Origin of the sequence: Nocardioides eburneus (assembly GCF_040838215.1) — a bacterium.
Lineage (GTDB): Bacteria > Actinomycetota > Actinomycetes > Propionibacteriales > Nocardioidaceae > Nocardioides > Nocardioides eburneus.
In genome coordinates this window covers 175,299-192,383 of record NZ_JBFPJR010000002.1, presented here as the reverse complement: position 1 = coordinate 192,383, position 17,085 = coordinate 175,299, and the positions used below count along the sequence as shown (strand labels likewise).

The following is a 17,085-nucleotide window of genomic DNA, read 5'->3' as shown; positions in this document are numbered from 1 at the left end:
ACCGCCGCGCTCGACCACCTCGCGCCCGACCCGGAGGTGGATGCCGAGACGCTGGCGCGCGCGGAGGCGCACCTGGTTCACCTGGCCGCCACCCACACTCCGGCCGAGTTGCGGCGGCTGGCGGCACACCTGCTCGAGGTGGTCGCCCCGCAGGCCGCCGAGGACGCGGACGCGCGGGCGCTGGCCCGGCTGGAGGAACAAGCGCGGCGGAAGAGCTGTCTGTCGATCACCCCGGCCGGGGACGGCCTGACCCGGATCGTGGGGCTGGTGCCCGAGGCGGTCGGCGAACGGCTCCGGGTGCTGGTCGAGGCCTACGCCCAACCCCGCCTCGCCGCCCTGGAGGCCGACGGGGGCCGGCTGCCTCGGCCGCGGGTGCTGGCCGAGGCGTTCGCCCAACTGCTGGAGAGCATCGACCCCGGCCGGGTGCCCGCCCACGGCGGGGACGCCACCACGCTGATCGTGACCATCGACCACGACAAGCTCCAGGCCCGGCTCGCGGCCGCGGAGCTGGGCGGCGGGGTGCCGATCACCGCGGCCGAGGCCCGCCGGCTGGCGTGCACCGCCAAGATCCTGCCCGCGGTCCTCGGCGCGAAGTCGGAGCCCCTGGACCTGGGCCGGGCACGCCGGCTGTTCAGCCCCGCTCAGCGCAAGGCACTGCGGCTGCGGGACAAGACCTGCCGCGCCGAGGGCTGCACCGTCCCCGCCGCGTGGACCGACGCCCACCACCTCCAGCCGTGGTCGAAAGGCGGACGAACCGACCTGGCCGACGGAGTCCTCCTCTGCGGCCACCACCACCGCCGCGCCCACGACCCGGCCTACGACCTGACCCGGTTGCCCAACGGCGACTACCGATTCCACCGACGCACCTAGACAGGCAGTGAGGGTCAGGCCCCTGGCCGACCGCAGCAGCGCTTGAACTTCACGCCGGAGCCGCACCAGCATGACTCGTTGCGTCCCGGCGGCCAGGCGCGAGCGCGGCCGGTTCGGGCCAGCTCTGCGGAGTACGCCGCGCGGCTGCCCGACTCCTCGGGATCGAGGTCGCGCGCGGCACAGTAGGCGGCGTACTCATCGACGTCACCGTGGGCGACGCTCACCGGCGTGCCCTTGTCTGCGTAGCTGCGTAGGGCCTCGCGGATCGAGGCACGGTGTTCCTCGGGCGTGCCGTAGCCGGCGCCCTCCTCGGGCCAGCGCTCGGCGAGCCGTTCGAGCTCGGAGGGCGGCCAGTAGAGCACCGCCAGGCGGACGGGCTCACCTCGCACTGTGCCAGGGGCATCGTCGACGGCGTCGGGTGCGTCGAGGCGCGCCGATCGTCGTGCGCGCTCGGCCGCGGCGTCGAACCGGTCGGTGGGCAGGCCGAGCGCCTTCCGCACCCGGAGCCGGCCCAGGGACGCGGGATAGGCCGGGTGATAGGCGTCCAGGTCGTCCGGATCGGTGTCGCGGAGGACGACGGTGAACCAACGGTGGGCGTCCTCCAGGCGACCGGCCTCCTCGAATGACTCGGCCACCATCTGCCGATCGAGGTCGTCGAGCTCGCGAGCTCGATGCCGGAGTCGGGTGACGGTCGACTCCAGCTCGCCACGGTCGTCGGACCGCAGCAGGAGGTCGACGAGCTGGACGTCCACGTCGACCGTGGTCTCGCCGCCGTCGGCCCGCGCCTCGTCGAGGCAGCGGCGCGCGTCGTCGTACGCCGCCATCATGACGTACCAGTCCGCGGCCGAGGAGAAATACTCCGCCCGGCTCTCCGCCCCGTGCGGGAGCTCTCGCCCCACCGACTCGAGCGTCGGCGCGATCTCGTCGCGGGGCACACGGGCGGTGAGATCGTCGATCTGGTCACGGACGGCGTCAAGCATCGCAGGCAGCGTAGTGCGAGCGGCCCGCCGTGTCGTAGGCTCCTGCGCCCGAGGGCCGGACGTCTTGCGCTTGGTGGTGTGCGTCCGGCCCTCTCGGCGTCTGTCGCCGCGGCCACCACCGCCGGCGGCGGTGATGATGAAACGGGCTGTGAAGACCCGTTATCAGCACGCGACCTGCGCGAGAGCCGCCAGCACGGCAAGGTGTCCCTGGGCACTTCACCGAGGTAAGGGGTGGCGCATGGTCAGCGAGGCCGAGTGGGAGCAGATCGCTCTCGAGAAGCTCTACGAGCACGAGTGGACGACCGGACACGGGCCCGAGATTGCGCCGGGCACGCCGAGCGGCCGGGACGGCTGGGACGACGTCGTGCTCCGCGGGCGGACGCTCGAGGCCCTGCGGCGGCTCAACCCGCTCGTGCCGGGGGAGTACCTCGAGCAGGCGCTCGCCGAGATCGTCGCCCCCACGTCCCAGGACGCGATCGCCGAGAACTACCGGCTCCACCGGATCCTCGTCGACGGCTATCGCGGGATCTCGTACGTCGACCGCGACGGCGTCGAGCAGAACCCGACCATCCGGCTGGTCAGCCACCGCGTCGAGGACAACGACTTCCTGGCCGTCAACCAGGTGACCATCCGCAACGCCGACGTGGAGCGCCGCTTCGACGTGGTCCTCTACCTCAACGGCCTGCCGGTGGTCATCGTCGAGCTCAAGAAGGCCGGCTCCGAGCAGGCGGACCTCGCGGCGGCGTACGCCCAGCTGCAGACCTACCTGCGCGAGTTCCCGCTGGCGTTCCGGTTCAGCGTCCTCACCATCGTCAGCGACGGGATCACCGCCCGCTACGGGACGGCCTTCACGCCGTACAACCACTACTCGCCCTGGAACGTCGACGACAACGGCCGGCCGATCAAGCCCGGCACCGACCCATACGATGACTCGATCGGGATCGAGCTCGAATACCTCATCGACGGGGTCTGCAACCCGGAACGCTTCCTGCAGCTGCAGCGCAACTTCATCGCCTTCGACGAGGGCGCCGGCGGGTATGAGCACAGCGGCCTGGCGAAGCGGATCGCCAAGCCGCACCAGTACTTCGCTGTCACCAAGGCCGTCGGCTCGACGGTCGCCGCCGTCGAGAGCAACGGCAAGGCCGGGGTGGTCTGGCACACCCAGGGCTCGGGGAAGTCGATGGAGATGGAGCTCTACGCCCACCTCGTCTCCAAGCAGCCGAAGCTCAAGAACCCGACGATCGTCGTCGTCACCGACCGCACGGAGCTCGACAGCCAGCTCTTCGAGACCTTCAACCGGAGCCGTCTCCTCAGCGAGAGCCCGGTCAAGGTGACCACCCGCGGGCAGCTACGGGAGGAGCTCACGCAACGGACGACCGGCGGGATCTACTTCACGACGCTGCAGAAGTTCGGCCTCACCGAGGAGGAGAAGAAGTCCGGGCTCGACCATCCGCTCCTGACCGACCGGCGCAACATCATCGTGGTCGTCGATGAGGCACACCGCAGCCACTACGACGACCTCGACGGCTATGCCCGGCACATCCGCGACGCGCTTCCGCACGCGGCGTTCATCGCGTTCACCGGGACGCCGATCTCCTTCGATGACCGCAACACCGAGGAGGTCTTCGGCAAGGTCATCGACACCTATGACCTCACCCGGGCGGTCGAGGACGGCGCGACCGTGCCGGTCTACTTCGAGCCGCGGCTCATCCAGGTCCGGCTCGCGGGCGAGGTGAGCGACGATGAGCTCGACGCTGCGGCTGACGAGGTGACGCTCGGCCTTGACGACGTCGAGCGGGCGAGGGTCGAGAAGTCCGTCGCCGTCATCAACGCCGTGTACGGCGCTCCCGCGCGGCTCGAGGCGCTCGCCGCCGACATCCTCGACCACTGGGGGGCCCGCGCCGAGGCGATGAGGCCGTTCCTTGCGTCGTCGGACGGGCAGGGGTCGCCCGGCAAGGCCTTCATCGTGGGGGCGACGCGCGAGATCTGCGCGCAGCTCTATGAGGAGATCGTCGCGCTGCGGCCGGAGTGGCACTCCGACTCCGTCGACGCGGGCGTGATCAAGGTCGTCTACTCCGGGTCGGCATCCGACTCGGGCCTGGTCGCGAAGCATGTCCGGCGGGACGCTTTGAACAAGGTCATCCAGAAGCGTCTCAAGGACGCCGCCGACCCGCTGCAGATCGTCATCGTCAAGGACATGATGCTGACCGGGTTCGATGCGCCGCCGCTCCACACGCTCTACCTCGACCGGCCACTCAAGGGGGCGCTGCTGATGCAGACCCTCGCCCGGGTCAACCGCACCTTCCGGGGCAAGCCCAACGGTCTGCTCGTCGCGTACGCCCCGCTCGCCGAGAACCTCAACGCGGCGCTCGCCGAATACACCGCGACCGACCGCGCGGAGAAGCCGGTCGGGCGCGACGTCGACGAGGCCGCGGCCCTGGCGCGGTCGCTCGTCGAGGCGATCGACGCCCTCTGCGCGGGCTACCGCTGGCGCAAGCAGCTCGACGGCCAGACCCGGGCGTGGATCAAGGCCGCCGTGGGCCTCACGAACTACCTGCGCTCGCCCTCCACGCCCGGCAACCAGGTCGGCGAAGGCGAGGAGCGACTCGTCGACCGCTTCCGCAAGCTCGCCAACCAGCTCGCCCGGGCCTGGGCGCTCGCCGCCGGCAGCGAGACCCTCGCCGACCTTCGCCCTGCGGTGAAGTTCTACGAGGAGGTCCGCGTCTGGATGGGCAAGTACGACGCCCAGGAGCGGCAGTCGGAGGGACGTCCAGTTCCCGAGGAGATCCAACGGATGCTCTCCGCGCTGCTCGCGGAGTCGACCGCCACCGGTGAGATCGTCGACATCTACGACGCGGCTGGTCTCCCCAAGCCCTCGCTCGACGACCTCGGCCCCGACTACCTGGCGAGGGCACAGCGTGCCGAGAACCCTCATCTGGCGATCGAGGCCCTGCGCGACCTGCTCACCGAGGAGTCCACGAAGGCGACGCGGCACAACCTGATCCGGGAACGGGCGTTCTCCGAACGGATCAAGGAGCTGATGAACAAGTACATCAACCAGCAGCTCACCTCGGCTGAGGTCATCGCCGAGCTCATCGAGCTTGCCCAGGAGGTCGCCGACGAGGGCAACCGCGGGCGCCGTTTCGACCCGCCGCTGTCCTCCGACGAGCTGGCGTTCTACGACGCCGTCTCGAGCAACGAGTCGGCGGTGGAGCTGCAGGGTGACGAGGTGCTCGCCAAGATCGCGCGTGACCTTGTCGCCATCATGCGTCGCGACATCAAGACCGACTGGACGGTCCGCGACGACGTACGCGCGAAACTGCGGTCGTCGATCAAGCGGCTGCTGGTGAAGTACAAGTACCCGCCCGACAAGCAGCCGGAGGCGATCCGGCTCGTCATCGAGCAGATGGAGTCGATGGCGCCGCGGTACGTCGCGTGAACCCACCGGCTCGCCAACCCGTCCCGAGGCGTCGGCCCAGCCCGTCCGCCCGCGCTGCCGCCCGTGGGGCGAGCCGCTCGCGCAGTGAGACCGTGAGGGGAATGTGACCGAACCCGAACGCTGACGGAGCGGCGGCGTGACAGCCGCTGCCGAGCATCGTCGGCATGACCACTCGCCCCCTCAGCCGAAGGACCCGCCGCTGGATCGAGGACTGGCGCCCCGAGGACGCCGAGTTCTGGGAGTCCACCGGCGCGAGGATCGCTCGCCGGAATCTGCTCTGGTCGATCTTCGCCGAGCACCTCGGCTTCTCCGTGTGGCTGATCTGGAGCGTGAGCTCGGCCTTCCTCGCCTCGGTCGGCTTCGACTTCACGCCACAGCAGCTCTTCTTCCTGGTCGCGATCCCCAGCCTCGTCGGTGCGCTGCTGCGGCTTCCCTACACCTTCGCGGTGCCGAGGTTCGGCGGCCGCAACTGGACGATCTTCTCGGCCCTCGCGCTGCTCGTCCCGACGGTGGGGTACGCCGTCGCGGTGACCCACGCCTCGACGCCGTACTGGGTCTTCTGCGTCATCGCCGCCTTCTCGGGCGTGGGCGGCGGCAACTTCGCCTCCTCGATGACCAACATCAACTTCTTCTTCCCCGCCGCGAAGAAGGGCACGGCCCTCGGGCTCAACGCCGCGGGCGGCAACCTGGGCGTGGCGGTCATCCAGTTCCTGCTGCCGGTGATCGTCGGCGGTGCCGGGATCTTCGGCCTGGTGAAGGCGTCGGGCAGCGGGATCCACCTGGAGCGGGCGGCGTACGTCTACGGCGCGCTCTGCCTGATCGCCGTCCTCGCCGCCTCCCGGTGGATGGACAATCTGGCGGTCGCGAAGTCGAGCCCGCGCGAGCAGCTCTCGGTCATGCGCAACAAGCACACCTGGCTGATGTCGATCATCTACATCGGGACGTTCGGGTCGTTCATGGGCTACAGCTCGGCGATGCCCCTGCTGATCAAGCTCAACTTCTGGGTCGCCGCGCCGGCGCCGCTCGGCACCGGGATCTACTTCGCCTACTTCGCCTTCCTCGGCGCCGGGGTCGGCTCCCTGGCGCGGCCGCTCGGCGGCTGGTTGGCCGACAAGTACGGCGGCGCGAAGGTCACGCTCTACTCGATCATCGGGATCATCGTCTTCACCCTCGCCGTCGTCTGGACCCTCGGGCAGCTCACCGCGAACCCGACGGCCGACCCGGCGATCGCGACGGCCAACACGTCGTGGTTCCCCTGGTTCCTGGCCTTCTTCCTGCTGATCTTCGCGGCCACGGGGGTGGGCAACGGGGCGGCGTACAAGATGATCCCGGCGATCTGGCGCAGGGACGCCGAGAGGGCCACCACGCCCGGCACCGTGGAGCGGGAGCAGGCGGTCGCCACCGCGACCAAGCAGTCGTCCGCGGCGCTCGGCATCGTCGGCGCGATGGGCGCGCTCGGCGGCTTCCTCATCCCGGTGACGTTCAGCTCGCCGTGGGTCCACAACCCGCTGGCCGCGACCAAGGGTGCGCTCGTCGGCTTCGTCGTCTACTACGCGGTCTGTGCGGTCGTCTGCTGGGCGTTCTACCTGCGCAAGCGCGCCGTCCGGGCGCACGAGCTCGCCGACGTCCGGATCTGAACGACCGACCTCTCGATGGGAATGAGTGACCTCTCGGCATGACCGCCACACACTGCCCCTACTGCAGCCTCCAGTGCGGGATGACCCTCCAGCGGACGGGTCCCCGCCTGGAGGTCGCGGAGCGTCCGCAACGCAATGTCCATGCCTCCGGGGCCGACGGGGCCGACGGGGCCGCCGCGAGCGGTGGGCTCTGCCGCAAGGGCTGGACGGCTGCCGGCCTGCGCGGATCGCGGGAGCGGCTGACGACACCGCTCGTGCGTGATCGGGCGAGCGGGGAGCTGCGGGCGGTGAGCTGGGACGAGGCCCTCGACCTGGTCGCGGGCCGGCTGCGGACGCTGCGGGAGGCGTACGGCGCGGACGCCAACGCCGTCTTCGGCGGAGGCGGGCTCACGAACGAGAAGGCCTACCAGCTCGGCAAGCTCGCCCGGGTCGCGCTCGGGACCAGCCAGATCGACTACAACGGCCGGTGGTGCATGAGCTCGGCGGCGAGCGCGGCCAACCAGGCCCTCGGCATCGACCGTGGCCTGCCATTCCCGCTCGCAGACGTCGAGCGGACCGACGTCCTCGTCCTCGTCGGCTCCAACCTCGCCGAGACGATGCCGCCGGCGGCGCGCCACCTCGACCGGCTCCGCGAGCGCGGCGGGCGGGTCGTCGTCATCGACCCCCGCGTGACGCCGACCGCGGAGCGTGCCGACCTCGCGATCCAGCCCGTCCCCGGGACCGACCTCGCCCTCGCGCTGGGGGTCCTGCACCTGCTCGACGCGGCCGGCGCCGTCGACGAGGACTACGTCGCGGCCCGGACGACCGGCTTCGACGACGTACGCCGCCGGGTGGCGTCGTGGTGGCCCGAACGGGTCGAGCGGGTGACCGGCGTCGAGGCCGGGACCGTCCGTGCGCTCGCCGGGATGCTCGCCGGCGCGGAGCGGGTGATGGTCCTGACGGCGCGTGGCGCCGAGCAGCACGCCCAGGGCACCGCCACCGTCCTGGCCTGGCTCAACGTCGCGCTGGCCCTCGGCATGCCCGGCAAGGAGTACGCCGGCTACGGCTGCCTCACCGGCCAGGGCAACGGCCAGGGCGGCCGCGAGCACGGCCAGAAGGCGGACCAGCTGCCCGGCTACCGGATGATCGACGACCCCGAGGCCCGCGCGCACGTCGCCGGTGTCTGGGGCGTGCCGCCCGAGAGCCTGCCGGGGAAGGGGCGGTCGGCCTATGAACTGCTCGACGCGCTCGGCCAGGACGACGGCCCCCGGAGCCTCCTCGTCTTCGCCTCGAACATCGTCGTCTCCGCCCCCAACGCGCTTCACGTCGCCGAGCGGCTCGGCGCGCTCGACCTGCTCGTCGTCTGCGACCTCGTGATGAGCGAGACCGCGGCGCTCGCCGACATCGTCCTGCCGGTCACCCAGTGGGCCGAGGAGACCGGCACGATGACCAACCTCGAGGGCCGGGTGATCCTGCGCCAACAGGCGGTCACCCCGCCGGACGGGGTCCGCAGCGACCTCGAGGTGATCGCCGGCCTCGCCGAGCGTCTCGGTGCGCCCTCGACCTGGCCCACCGATCCCGAGGAGGTCTTCGCCGAGCTCCGCGAGGCCACCAGGGGCGGGCGAGCGGACTACAGCGGCATCACCTACGACCGGATCCGGGCCGAGGACGGGGTCTTCTGGCCGTGCCCCGCCATCGATCCCGCCCCGACCGCCCAGACCGACGAGGCCGCTTCGACCGACGAGGCCGCGCCGCACCCGGGGACCCCGCGCCTCTTCGCCGACGGGTTCCCCACGCCGGACGGCCGTGCCCGCTTCGTCGACGTGGCGCACACCGGGCCCGCGGAGGAGCCGTCGGCGTCGTACCCGCTGCACCTCACGACCGGGCGGGTGCTTGCGCAATACCAGTCCGGCGCGCAGACCCGGCGCATCAAGGAGCTTCCCGACGACGGGCCGTTCGTGGAGGTCCACCCCATGCTCGCCGACCGCATCGGTGCGGCCGACGGCGAGCTCCTCGTCGTGACCACCCCGCGCGGGGTGATGCGCGCCCCCGCGCGGGTGGTCACCTCCATCCGGCCGGACACGGTCTTCGTGCCGTTCCACTGGGTGGGCGCCAACAAGCTCACCAACGACGCCCTCGACCCGTCCTCCCGGATGCCGGAGTTCAAGGTCTGTGCCGCGCGCGTTTCGACGGTGCCCGACTCGACGGTGCCCGGCCCGACGGTGACGGCATGACCGAGCGGATCGTGGTGGTCGGCCACGGCATGGCGTCGGCGCGGCTGGTGGAGGAGCTGGTGACCCGGGTCTCGGCCGGCTCGACCGCCGAGCCCCTGCAGGTGACCGTGCTGGGCGAGGAGCGGCATCCGGCGTACAACCGGGTCCTGCTCTCTGCCGTCCTCGAGGGCACGCACCGGCCGGGCGCGCTGACCCTGCGCGCGCCGGAGTGGTATGCCGCGCACGGCGTCGACCTGCGGCTCGGCACGCGCGTCGTGGACCTGCACCGTGACCGGCCGGCAGGGCAGCGGGCCGTGGAGCTCGCGGACCGGACGGAGGTGCCCTACGACCGGCTCGTGCTGGCGACCGGCGCCATCCCGACGCTGCCGCCGATCCGGGGGCTGGTCCGGATGGACGGCACCCTCGATCCGCGCGTGCACGCGTTCCGCGGCCTCGACGACTGCGCCCGCCTGCTCGACGTCGTCCCGTCAGCCCGGCGCGCGGTCGTCGTCGGTGGCGGCCTGCTCGGGCTGCAGGTCGCGCGGGCGTTGGCGATCCGGGGACTGGCGACCGAGATCGTCGAGGGCGGCGAGCACCTGCTCCGCAGCCAGGTCGACGCGAAGGCCGGCGCCGTGCTGCGCCGCTCGCTCGCCCGGTTGGGCACCCAGGTCTATACGGGTGCCCGCGCCGTACGCCTCACCGACGAGGGGCTCCGCCTCGACAACGGCGTCACGCTCGAGACCGACCTCGTGGTGCTCACCGCCGGCGGACGGCCGAACGTCAACCTCGCCCGCCGGGCCGGCCTCACCGTCCGGCGCGGCATCGTCGTCGGCGATGACCTGGCGAGCGTCGACGACCCGCACGTGTACGCCGTCGGCGACTGCGTGGAGCACGACAGTCTCACGCACGGTTTCGTGACGCCCGCCTGGGAGCAGGCGAGCGTCGTCGCGGCGCGACTGGTCGGCGACGACGCGGTCTACGACGGCCATCGCCTGGTCGCCCGGCTGCGCGCGACGGACCTCGAGGTGGCCGTGCTCGGTGATCCCCTGCACGAGCCCGGTGAGGTCGTGGAGGTGTCCAACCCGATCACGGGGACGCACCGCCGCCTCGTTGTCCGCGACGGGCGGATCGTGGCCGGCACGCTCGTCGGCGACCTCTCCCGCATCGGGGTGATCACGCAGCACTTCGACCGCGGGACCGTGCTCGGCGCACGCGAGGCGGGAGCGTTGCTGCTCCCGGACGTCGCGCCCCGCCCGGCGGAGGTCGCCCTGCCCGACGAGGCCGAGGTCTGTGCCTGTGCCGGGGTGAGCGCCGGTCGCATCCGGGCGTGCAACTCGCTCGAGGAGGTGCGCGAGACCACCCGCGCCACCACCGGCTGCGGCGGCTGCACGGGCACCGTCACGGCTCTGCTGGGAGCCGTCGTGCCCGCTGGTGCGCCGTGAGCCGGTGAGCCCTGTGAGGTGGTGAGGAAGACGTCACCGAGCGGGTCACCCGAGCGATACAGGCCCCGAACAGGCGCTTTCTACCGTCGATTCGTCCACCGGGCGCGAAAGGACGGAGCACCCCATGAACACTCGCAAGACCCTGGTCGTCGTCGGCCACGGCATGGTCGGCCACCGGTTCGTCCAGGCCGCGATCGAGCGCGGCCTGACCGAGACCCACGACATCGTCGTGATCGGGGAGGAGTCGCGACCGGCGTACGACCGCGTCGCCCTCACCTCCTTCTTCGAGGTCGGCGCGGAGGCGCTGTCCTTCCTGCCCGCCGGTCGGTACGACGACCCGCGGGTCAGCCTCCGCCTCGGGACCGCGGTCGTGGCGATCTCGCCCCGGCAGCGGGTCGTGACGCTGAGCGACGGGGAGGAGCTGCCGTACGACGAGCTGGTGCTCGCCGCCGGCGCCGCGCCGTTCGTGCCACCCGTGCCGGGCCACGACCTGCCGGGCGCCTTCGTCTACCGCACCATCGACGATCTCGAGGCGATCCGGAAGGCCGCGAAGAAGGCGAAGGCCGGGGCCGTCATCGGCGGCGGGCTCCTCGGTCTCGAGGCCGCCAACGCGCTCCACCAGCTGGGCGTCGAGACGCACGTGGTCGAGATGAACCCGCGGCTGATGTCGGTCCAGGTGGACGAGGCGGGCGGCCGCACCCTCAACCGCCACATCTGCGACCTCGGGCTGACCATCCACACCGGCGCCATGACGGAGGCCGTCCTCGGCACCTCCGGCCCGAACCGGAAGGTCACGGGTCTCGCGCTCAAGGACCGGCTCGCGCTCGACGTCGATCTGGTCATCTTCTCCGCTGGCATCCGTCCCCGCGACGGCCTCGCCCGCACCGCCGGACTCGAGGTCGCCGAGCGCGGCGGCGTCCTCGTCGACGAGCAGTGCCGATCCTCTGATGAGCACATCTGGGCGATCGGGGAGTGCGCGGCGCCCGGCGGCCGGATGTACGGCCTGGTGGCCCCCGGCTACGCGATGGCCGAGGTCGTCGTCGACGCGATGCTCGGCGGCGCGGGCGCCTTCACCGGCGCCGACATGTCGACCAAGCTCAAGCTCCTCGGCGTCGACGTCGCCAGCTTCGGGGACGCCCACGGCACCACCGAGGGGTCGCTCGAGCTCGTCTACGCCGACGACGTCGCCGGCATCTACAAGAAGCTGGTCATCAGCGAGGACGGCACCCGGCTGCTCGGTGGCGTGCTGGTCGGTGACGCGTCGTCGTACGGCATGCTGCGGCCGATGGTCGCCACGCCGACCAGCCCGGGCATCCCGCTCCCGGCGAACCCCGAGGAGCTGATCCTCCCGGCCGGGTCCGGTGGCGGCGCGGCCGTCGCGCTTCCCGCCGAGGCGCAGGTCTGCTCCTGCAACAACGTCACGAAGGGCCAGATCGAGGCGGCCGTCGATGCCGGCTGTGAGACCGCCGCGGACGTGACCCGCGAGACCAAGGCCGGCTCCACCTGCGGCTCCTGCAAGCCGCAGGTCAAGAAGATCGTCGAGGACTACTTCGCCGCCCAGGGCAAGGTGGTCGACAAGAGCCTGTGCGAGCACTTCCGGCTTACGCGGGCGGAGCTCTTCGACGTCGTCCTCATCCACGGCTACCGCTCCTTCGACGAGATCATCGAGGCGCACGGCACCGGCCGCGGCTGCGACATCTGCAAGCCGGCGATCGCCAGCATCCTGGCCAGCCAGCTCAACCAGCACGTGCTCGAGCAAGGCAACCGCCAGCTCCAGGACACCAACGACGCCTACCTCGCCAACCTGCAGAAGAACGGCACCTACTCGGTCGTGCCGCGGGTGCCCGGCGGCGAGATCACCCCGGAGAAGCTCATTGTGCTCGGCGAGGTGGCCCGCGACTTCGGGCTCTACACCAAGATCACCGGCGGTCAGCGGATCGACCTCTTCGGCGCCCGGATGGAGCAGCTGCCGGAGATCTGGCGGCGCCTGGTCGACGCGGGCTTCGAGTCGGGCCATGCCTACGGCAAGGCGCTGCGCACGGTGAAGTCGTGCGTGGGGTCGACCTGGTGCCGCTACGGCGTGCAGGACTCGGTCGGGCTCGCGATCGACCTCGAGCTGCGCTACCGCGGGCTGCGGAGCCCGCACAAGCTCAAGGGCGGTGTCTCCGGCTGCGCCCGGGAGTGCGCGGAGGCGCGTGGCAAGGACTTCGGCGTCATCGCCACCGAGAAGGGGTGGAACCTGTACGTCGGCGGCAACGGCGGCGCCATCCCGGCCCACGCCCAGCTGCTCGCCGGCGACCTCGACACCGAGACGCTCGTCCGCTATCTCGACCGGTTCCTCATGTACTACATCCGCACCGCCGACCGGCTCCAGCGGACCTCCACCTGGATCGAGTCGCTCGACGGCGGCCTCGACCGCGTCCGCGAGGTCGTCGTCGACGACGTGCTCGGACTCGGCAGCGAGCTGGAGGCGGCGATGACACACCACATCGACGGCTACTTCGACGAGTGGAAGGCCACCTTGGACGACCCCGACAAGCTGCGCCGCTTCGTCTCCTTCGTCAACGCCCCCGAGACGCCCGACCCCAACATCAGCTTCGGCGTCAATCGCGGCCAGATCGTCCCTGAACTCCACGACGAGCCGCAGGCCCAGGAGCCGGTCCTGCTCGGCGCCTCGATCCCGGTGGGAGGACCCCGATGAACCACCCGAGCCCGGCGACCTTCACACCGGTCTGCCGCGTCGACGAGATCGACCCGGAGTCGGGCGTCACCGCCCTCGTGGACGGGCAGGCGGTCGCGGTCTTCAAGACCTACGACGGCCGGGTCTACGCCTTGGGGAACTACGATCCTTTCTCGCGGGCATCGGTGCTCGCGCGCGGCATCGTGGGGACCCGCACCCAGAAGGGGCCCGAGGGCGAGGAGAGCGTGGACTTCGTGGCCAGTCCGATCCACAAGCAGGCCTTCGCCCTGGCGACGGGGGAGTGCCTCGACGACGCGACGGTCCGGGTGCCGTCGTACGCCGTGGAGGTCGCGGACGGCATGGTGCTGGTCGGGGCTGTGCTGGCCGGATCGGAGTTGGCCGGAGCGGAGTTGGCCGGAGCGGAGTTGGCCGGAGCGGAGCCGGCCGGAGCGGAGCCGGTCAAAGGGGCGGGCGAGTGACGGACCTGCCGCTCTCCGGGTTCCGCATCGGGGTCACCGCGACGCGGAAGGCCGACGAGCAGATCACCCTGCTGGAGCGTCGCGGCGCCACCGTCGAGTGGGCGCCGGCGCTCTCGATCGACCCCAACCGTGTCGACGCCGAGCAGTTGCGGGCCGCGACGGAGTCGGTGCTGGCGGACAAGGTCGACATGTTCCTCGCGACCACCGGGATCGGCACGCGTGCGTGGTTCGACGCCGCCGAGTCGTGGGGCCTGCTCGCCCCTCTCCTCGAGGTCCTGGGCCGCGCCGAGATCCTCGCCCGCGGACCCAAGTCCGTCGGGGCGCTCCGGGCGCGCGGCCTGCGGGAGCTGTGGGCGCCGGCGTCGGAGGAGTTCGACGACGTCCTCGAGCACCTGCGCGGGCGCGACCTCACCGGGAAGCGGATCGTCGTCCAGGAGCACGGCCAGTCGCTCTCGATGGTCGCGCACGCGCTGCGGCGCCAGGGCGCCGAGGTCGTGACGGTGACGGTCTACCGGGTCGAGCAGGCGGCCGACCTCGAGCCGATGTTCCGGCTGGTCGAGCTCGTCGCCGACGGCGAGCTCGACGCGGTCACCTTCACCTCGGCACCGGCCGTCGCGGCGCTGATGCAGGCCGCCTCGTCGGTGGGTCGCCGGGATGACGTCGTCTCGGCCTTCCAGGCCGACGTGGTCGCGGCCTGCGTCGGTCCGGTCACCGCGGCCGCCTTCGAGATGTGGGGCGTGCCGACGATCTTCCCCGACCGCTCGCGGCTCGTCGCGATGGTCAAGCAGCTCGAGGTCGAGCTGCCCTCGCGTCGTGCCGGTCTGACGATCGAGCTCGTCGGTGGTCACCAGCTGCTCCTGCACGGCGACCCCGACACCGGGACCGTGCTGCTCGACGGCGTCGAGGTGAGGCTGTCGGCGGCGCCCGCGGCGGTCCTGCAGGCGCTCGTCGCCAACCCCGGCAACGTCGTGTCCCGGCGGGCCCTGCTGGCCATGCTGCCTTCCGGCACCGCCGGCTCGGAGCACGCCGTCGAGATGGCCGTCGCCCGGCTGCGCTCGGCGCTCGGGACCAAGGCCGTGCAGACCGTCGTGAAGCGCGGCTACCGGCTGGCGGTCGCACCGTGAGCGCGCCGGTGTCCGGGCCGCGGCTCGTGACGGTCGCGCACGGCACGCGGCAGGTCGAGGGCAACATCGTGGCCGCGGCGCTCACCCGCGCCGCGGGCGCCCGGCTCGGGCTGCCCGCCGTGGCGTCGTACGTCGAGCTCTGTCCGCCGCTCCTGGGTGACGTCCTGCGCGCCGGTCCGCCCGCTGGTCTCCTGGGCGTCGATCCGCCGCGTGTCGATCCGCCGCGTGTCGATCCGCCGCGTGTCGATCCACTGCGTGTCGATCCGTGGGGCGCCGATGATGGGCCGACCCTCGTCGTACCCCTGCTGCTGTCGACCGGCTACCACCTCCGGGTCGACCTGCCTGCCGCCGTCGCCGACGCACCCGGGCGCGTCGAGCTCGGTGGGCCCCTCGGTCCGGACCCGCTCCTGGCGTCCGCCCAGGTCGAGCGGCTGCTCGCCGCCGGCGCGGTGCGTGGGCAGCCGGTCACGATGGTGGCGGCCGGCTCGCGGGATCCCGCCGCCACCGCGGACCTCGCGGCCGCGGCCGACCTGCTGTCGGGGCAGTGGGGCGCGCCCGTACGCCTCGCCACGCTCGCCGGTCTCGGTCCGCGCGTGCTCGACGTCGTACGTCCCGGCGACGCGGTGTCGCCCTACCTGCTCTCGCCCGGTCACTTCGCCGACCGGGCCCGCGAGCTCGGCCGGTCCGCGGGCGCCGAGGCCGTCGCCGAGGTGATCGGCCCGCACCCCGACGTCGTCGAGCTGGTCGCGTCCCGCGCCCGTGCCCTCCTCGGGCTGTCGCTCGCCGGCTCGAGGTGACAGCGGCGGAGTCGGGCGACGACGCCGACACCCGTTAGGCCGACGGGCGGCCGGGTACCGACCCGGCATGGCTGACAGCCCCCACGCGCACTACCGCATCGCCGGCTATCTCACCGTCATGTCCGTCTTCGGCTCGGCGGTGGCGGCAGCGGGAGCGCTGAGCCGCGTCACCGGACGCGAGCCGCCGGCGGCGTACGCCGTCCCCGACCTCGTGCTCGGCGCGGTCGCGGCCCACAAGTTCGCCCGCTTGGTCTCGAAGGACGGTGTGACGACCCCGCTGCGCGCGCCGTTCACGCACTTCGAGGAGAACATCGGCTCGGCCGAGGTGGCGGAGTCGCCGCGGGAGGAGCCCGTCCGGCACGTGGTCGGTGAGATGCTCACCTGCCCGTTCTGCGTGACGCCGTGGATCGCGACCGGGTACGTCGCCGCGCTCACCCTCGCACCACGTCTGGCTCGCACCTGGGCGGCGGTGTTCTCGATCGTGGGCGGCTCGGACTTCCTGCAGCACGCCTATGCGCACGTCCGGACCGACTGACCCGCCAGCGGGCGTGCCCGCGGCGTGTCTCGCCGGCACCCGAACCGCTCTCTCGACCCAGGAGGACCCATGTCCCATCCACGTCTCGCGATCGTCACCGGCAGCGACTCGGGCATCGGAGCCGCGACGGCGGAGCTCCTCGCCGTCGAGGGGTACGACGTCGGGCTGACCTGTCACCACGACGTGGAGGCTGCGCGCGGCACCGTCGAGGCGGTCGAGGCGCGCGGTCAGCGCGCCTTCGTGGAGCCCTTCGACGCCGCGACCGCCACGGCGGGCGACGTGGTCGACCGGCTGGTCGAGCAGCTCGGCGGCCTCGGCGTGCTGGTCAACGTCGCGGGCACCGGCCACAGCGACCTCGCGCTCGATCTCTCCTACGACCGTTGGCGCGAGGTCATGGCGACCGATCTCGACGGCCCGTTCCTGGTCGCCCAGCGGGCGGCGCAGCGGATGGTCGACGCCGGCACGGGCGGTCGCATCATCAACGTGACGAGCGTGCACGAGCACGTGCCGCGCGTCGGGTCGGCCGCCTACTGCGCTGCCAAGGCGGGGTTGGGCATGCTGACGCAGGTGATGGCGCTCGAGCTCGGCGAGCACCAGATCACGGTCAACAGCGTGGCGCCGGGGGAGATCGCGACACAGATGACCGGGATGGACGAGGCCGACGCCTACCACCAGGAGCGGCCCGGCAACCCGCTCGGTCGCCCCGGTCACGTCGCCGAGGTCGCTTCGGTGATCGCGTTCCTCGCGTCGCCGCGCGCGGCCTACGTCACCGGGTCCTCCTACACCGTCGACGGCGGGCTGACCCTCATGGCCGCGCACGGTCACGACCAGGAGAGCGCGTCCTGGCGGGAGGTCTGAGCGCGCCCGGCCTCCCTCGCAGGCTCACCGGCTCGGCTCACCGGCTCACCGG

At 72.1% G+C, this 17,085-nt stretch carries 12 protein-coding genes; 11 read left to right on the top strand and 1 reads right to left on the bottom strand.

Translation table 11 applies throughout. From position 1 onward, the window contains the following. A partial coding sequence (locus AB3X52_RS01985; protein ID WP_367991022.1) for an HNH endonuclease signature motif containing protein occupies window positions 1–870 on the top strand: 870 nt, incomplete at its 5' end. 14 nt (window positions 871–884) lie between these two features. Here the strand turns inward: AB3X52_RS01985 and AB3X52_RS01980 are convergent. Continuing rightward, window positions 885–1,850, bottom strand: coding sequence for a DUF8829 domain-containing protein (locus AB3X52_RS01980; RefSeq protein ID WP_367991021.1), 966 nt, complete (start codon window positions 1,848–1,850; stop codon window positions 885–887). A 238-nt stretch (window positions 1,851–2,088) separates the two neighbouring features. On the opposite strand from AB3X52_RS01980, the gene AB3X52_RS01975 reads away from it, so the two are divergent. The 10 genes from AB3X52_RS01975 (at window position 2,089) to AB3X52_RS01930 (ending at window position 17,033) form a co-directional block, all read left to right on the top strand. Next, complete coding sequence (locus AB3X52_RS01975; protein WP_367991020.1) at window positions 2,089–5,289, top strand: type I restriction endonuclease subunit R; 3,201 nt, start codon at window positions 2,089–2,091, stop codon at window positions 5,287–5,289. Between the two features lie 164 nt (window positions 5,290–5,453). Next, window positions 5,454–6,926, top strand: a complete 1,473-nt coding sequence (locus AB3X52_RS01970) for an MFS transporter (protein WP_367991019.1) — start codon at window positions 5,454–5,456, stop codon at window positions 6,924–6,926. A gap of 38 nt (window positions 6,927–6,964) precedes the next feature. Continuing rightward, window positions 6,965–9,139 (top strand): molybdopterin oxidoreductase family protein, encoded by a 2,175-nt coding sequence (locus tag AB3X52_RS01965; RefSeq protein WP_367991018.1) that lies wholly within the window; start codon window positions 6,965–6,967, stop codon window positions 9,137–9,139. Further along, window positions 9,136–10,560 carry an FAD-dependent oxidoreductase gene (locus AB3X52_RS01960; RefSeq protein WP_367991017.1) on the top strand — a complete coding sequence of 475 codons (1,425 nt, stop codon included), beginning with the start codon at window positions 9,136–9,138 and terminating at the stop codon, window positions 10,558–10,560. The genes AB3X52_RS01965 and AB3X52_RS01960 overlap by 4 nt, the downstream gene beginning before the upstream one ends. A 124-nt stretch (window positions 10,561–10,684) precedes the next feature. After that, window positions 10,685–13,261 carry a nitrite reductase large subunit NirB gene (nirB, locus tag AB3X52_RS01955; protein ID WP_367991016.1) on the top strand — a complete coding sequence of 859 codons (2,577 nt, stop codon included), beginning with the start codon at window positions 10,685–10,687 and terminating at the stop codon, window positions 13,259–13,261. After that, complete coding sequence (gene nirD, locus AB3X52_RS01950; RefSeq protein ID WP_367991015.1) at window positions 13,258–13,719, top strand: nitrite reductase small subunit NirD; 462 nt, start codon at window positions 13,258–13,260, stop codon at window positions 13,717–13,719. Before nirB ends, nirD begins: the two co-directional genes overlap by 4 nt. After that, the gene (locus tag AB3X52_RS01945) at window positions 13,716–14,843 is read left to right on the top strand and encodes a uroporphyrinogen-III synthase (protein ID WP_367991014.1); all 1,128 of its coding nucleotides are present in this window, start codon (window positions 13,716–13,718) and stop codon (window positions 14,841–14,843) included. Before nirD ends, AB3X52_RS01945 begins: the two co-directional genes overlap by 4 nt. Continuing rightward, the gene (locus tag AB3X52_RS01940; RefSeq protein ID WP_367991013.1) at window positions 14,840–15,640 is read left to right on the top strand and encodes a sirohydrochlorin chelatase; all 801 of its coding nucleotides are present in this window, start codon (window positions 14,840–14,842) and stop codon (window positions 15,638–15,640) included. Before AB3X52_RS01945 ends, AB3X52_RS01940 begins: the two co-directional genes overlap by 4 nt. 67 nt (window positions 15,641–15,707) lie before the next feature. Beyond that, window positions 15,708–16,175, top strand: a complete 468-nt coding sequence (locus AB3X52_RS01935) for a DUF1360 domain-containing protein (protein WP_367991012.1) — start codon at window positions 15,708–15,710, stop codon at window positions 16,173–16,175. 69 nt (window positions 16,176–16,244) lie between these two features. Further along, entirely contained in the window at window positions 16,245–17,033 is a 789-nt protein-coding gene (locus AB3X52_RS01930) for an SDR family oxidoreductase (RefSeq protein WP_367991011.1), read from the top strand. Window positions 17,034–17,085 lie beyond the last annotated feature (52 nt).